A 3,558-nucleotide genomic window follows, 5' to 3' on the forward strand; every position below is an offset into this window, starting at 1 on the left:
TCGGGCGTGCACAAACCGAGCTTCTATGACCCGATCGTAAATCGCACCTACGGCGCGATGGCTTCGCATTACTCCGTGGCAGTCATCCCCGCCCGCAGTAAAAAGCCCCGGGACAAGGCGTACGCGTCATACTGCACCTTGTGTGGTTGGTGGAACAGCGATAAACGTCGGTTGTGTCGAACTGTAGCGACCGCCTTGTCCTTTGACCAGGACGACGTCGCCGACGGGCTCGTACAGGCAGCGATGCAGGTTACCGTAGCGATGCTGACGCAACAGCCCGCGCCGGGCCCAGAGGTGGATGCTAGTCGGGCAGACCCCAAGTTGTGCGGCCAGCTCGTTGGCTGTCAACATGCCGCGTTCGCGCAGGCGTTCAAACCGGCACTTGAGTCGATAGGCGGTGCGGACGATAAAGACCTTCTTGTGCGTGAACGCTTCACCTTTCCAGTTTGTATAACCGAGCGCATTTAGTTGTTCGGCGACTTGCCGGTCCGAGCAGGTTTCGAGGAGTTCGTCGACCTTCGCAACGACTTCAGGCAAAGTCTTGCGAATCAGGGCAATGGGTTTGGGCTTGTCGATCTCCAGCGAGGTCGTTCGCCCGCCACGAAAGCGTACGTGGATCGCGACGCGTTCGGACTTTACCAAGGTTACGTCTTCAATGAGCAAAGCGACCATGCGCTTGCGCTCGACCGGTACGACTCGTTGGTCATTCCAGACGCGGGGGAAGTCTTCGGCGAGCGCCTGAATCTGGGTTCGCGCATCGCTGCTTAACAGCTTGTGATCGGCGTTCTTAAGTCGTTCGTTCTCCTGTTGAAATTCATCCAGCACGCGCAGACGTTCGTTCCAGTCCGCTTCGAGCGTGTCGGCGACAAGCCGGTTGGTCGGGTCGACACTCATATATCGACGGCGCGCGAGTTCGGCATCGTAGCGCGCCCGGACCAGTTGCTTCTGACGCTGATCGGCGGCCTGTTTGACGCGCCCTGATATCTCTTCTTCGACAGCTAGCGCGACCTCGAGAGCGGCCGGTGCGACGCTCTCCAGAAGCAGTGAGCCTATCGCGTCATCGATGGCGCTTCCGCGAACAGACTGACAGGGTTTGCCGGCGCGTCGCACCGGATTCTCCGTGCACATATAGTACGGTTCGAGTTTATTGCCCACAACCTGGTATCGTACGCGCATACGTGCGCCACACACCCCGCACACGACGCGCCCCTGCAGGAGCCCAACGCCCTCGCGTGGCATGCTGCCTCGTCGGTCGCGCCCGAATCCGGTTAGGTTCTGCTTAAGCGTCGCCTGGTTGCGTTCGAACTCCTCCCAGTCGATAAAGCCTGGATGAGCCTTCTGAATTAACACCTGCCAATTCTCCCGGTCAACCTTAAGTGCCGTGGGCTTGCGTCCCGGACGATACGCTCCGCGTGTGCGGCCATATACAAAGGCGCCGGCATAACGGGGGTTGTGCAGTATCTGGATGACGCGACAGTGTTCCAACGACCCCCAGATCAGATCTCCCTTGCCAATCCCCCGGCGGATGCGACGCGGAAACAGCCAGCCTTCCTGGCGAAATCGCTTGACGGTGGCGGTAGCTGACGCAGCTTGCCGAAACGTGTCGAACAGCAACTGCAGCGCGCCACGGACCTGTTGATCGGGATCGAGTGCGACTGAGCCATTCGGGTGATACACAAACCCGATCGGCAAAGGCACCTCCAGCTCGCCACGGCGTGCCTTGTTCTTGATCCCGCCTTGCAGCCGGCCCTTGAGGATATGAAGCTCTGCCTCGCTCATGGCGCCCTTTAACCCAAGCAAAAGGCGATCATTAAATTGACCTGGATCGTAAATTCCATCTTCGTCCAGAATCAAAGTTTGCGTGAGCGATGCAAGTTCGATCAGGCGATGCCAGTCTGCATTATTGCGCGCAAGGCGCGACACTTCCAATCCCAGCACGATGCCGGCGTGACCATTGGCGACCTCGGCGACCAGGTGCTGAAAGCCATCTCGCTCCTGGGCGCTGGACCCGGACATGCCGAGATCGTTATCGACGACGTGAATGCGCTCAATCGGCCAGCCAAGGGCGACCGCGCGATCGCGTAGCGCATATTGCCGCTTCGTACTCTCGGTATTCTCGAACACCTGTCGAAGCGACGACTGTCGAACGTAGAGAAACGCATCTCGCCGCAGATGTTCGGCGGTGACCTTCTGAGCGGAGTTAGTAGACATGGGCAAGCTCCTCGTGGGTGCGCAGCACGAGGTTGGCCAGCACGCGAACAAGCGCGCCGTTATCCCGCACTGAGTTGGAAGCAGACACGGTTGGAGTGGGAGCCTCGATGCGCGAAGCGTCCGGGCGTTGGATCGCCAGCCCGTGCAACAGGCCATGAAAGCGTATGGCCGCGTGGCCTTCTGAGTTAGGACCTGTGCCGAGCAGATCGGCCCGCAGCGCTTCGTAGCGAGCAAGCGCTGACGATGGCGGACGGAATTGAGGCGAATCGTCTACGGTTTTTTTTTGCGTGCTAACGCACGTTCGATACTGCGTGGGTGGATCGAAAGCTCCAGCCAGGTTTCGATCTCCTGCGCAAGCGCGCGAGCGCGAATGCTGCCGTCCTGCTGTAGACGCTCCTCGATGAACGCCATGACCACCGAGTTGAGTTTGTGCGCGCCTTTGGGCCCACGCTGTTTCGGAAGCAACCCTGGCAGCCCCTCGCTCGCAAAGGCGCTCTCCGCTTGATAGAAGGTCGGCCTGGACATTCCGAACAGGGCGGCCGCCTCGGCCTTGGAAGCGCCATCGACCCGAACATGACGCAACATCTCGTACTTGACCTGAACAAGATCGTCGGGATCGAAGAAATCGCCCGATCGAAACCATGGCGCCCGTATTCGGTCGGGATGAGGATTGAGAGCACCAAGTTCGCGGAGTCGATCGCGCTTTGACGGTGGCCTGGTCATTACATGATCTCTCGTTGATGCAATGACAAATAAAATACGCCTCTGTATTCGATATGTCAAGTTTCTCTGTGATCAGATCGATTCCAGAAATGCCGCTAAAACGTGCAAATAAATGAAATCTATCTTGCCAGAGTAGAGCTAGCATCATCTCCACAGCGGCATATTTATCTTTACGTGAACGGCGAAATTTATTTGACATTGCGCGCTCCCAACAAATCGTCAACAAGCGCACGCAATCGAAGCAGATCGTCTGTTCTAAACCAGGAATGTCCACCGGAGGCCTGCGCGAACAGATCTGGCTCCGGGACATCGGTCCAGGATGCCAGCACCGAGCGCAGACGCTTGTGTGCGTCGAAATACATCACGCGATCTTCACCCCAGTTCTGCTTGCGACTCACCAGGACAAAGCGATTTCCACGTGCTGGGTGGAATGGATGGGTAATCTCGAAGGACGCGCCTTTGACTACGCGATGTTCCTCATGACAGACAGTTGCTGACTTGCGAGAAGGCCAAGGTCGAGCAGGGAGTGCTCCTCGTACAACGATGGATTCTCGCCCGGTTGCGCAAACAACGCTTCTTCAGTCTTGCCGAAGCCAACCGGGCGATCGCCGCGCTGCTTGTGAG

3 protein-coding genes are annotated in these 3,558 nt (G+C 58.2%); all 3 read right to left on the reverse strand.

Annotated features, from left to right (window positions below; all coding sequences use genetic code 11):
* Positions 1 to 126: 126 nt before the first annotated feature.
* Positions 127 to 2,211, reverse strand: coding sequence for a recombinase family protein (locus tag ACTJLC_RS31605; RefSeq protein ID WP_436263542.1), 2,085 nt, complete (start codon positions 2,209 to 2,211; stop codon positions 127 to 129).
* A 270-nt stretch (positions 2,212 to 2,481) separates the two neighbouring features.
* On the reverse strand, positions 2,482 to 2,934 hold the full coding sequence (locus ACTJLC_RS31610) for a helix-turn-helix domain-containing protein (protein ID WP_073431402.1): 453 nt from the start codon (positions 2,932 to 2,934) through the stop codon (positions 2,482 to 2,484).
* A 188-nt stretch (positions 2,935 to 3,122) separates the two neighbouring features.
* Positions 3,123 to 3,479 carry a DUF5372 family protein gene (locus ACTJLC_RS31615; protein ID WP_436263794.1) on the reverse strand — a complete coding sequence of 119 codons (357 nt, stop codon included), beginning with the start codon at positions 3,477 to 3,479 and terminating at the stop codon, positions 3,123 to 3,125.
* Between the last annotated feature and the right edge of the window lie 79 nt (positions 3,480 to 3,558).

It is taken from the genome of Paraburkholderia sp. 22099, from assembly GCF_052045835.1.
Lineage (GTDB): Bacteria > Pseudomonadota > Gammaproteobacteria > Burkholderiales > Burkholderiaceae > Paraburkholderia > Paraburkholderia terricola.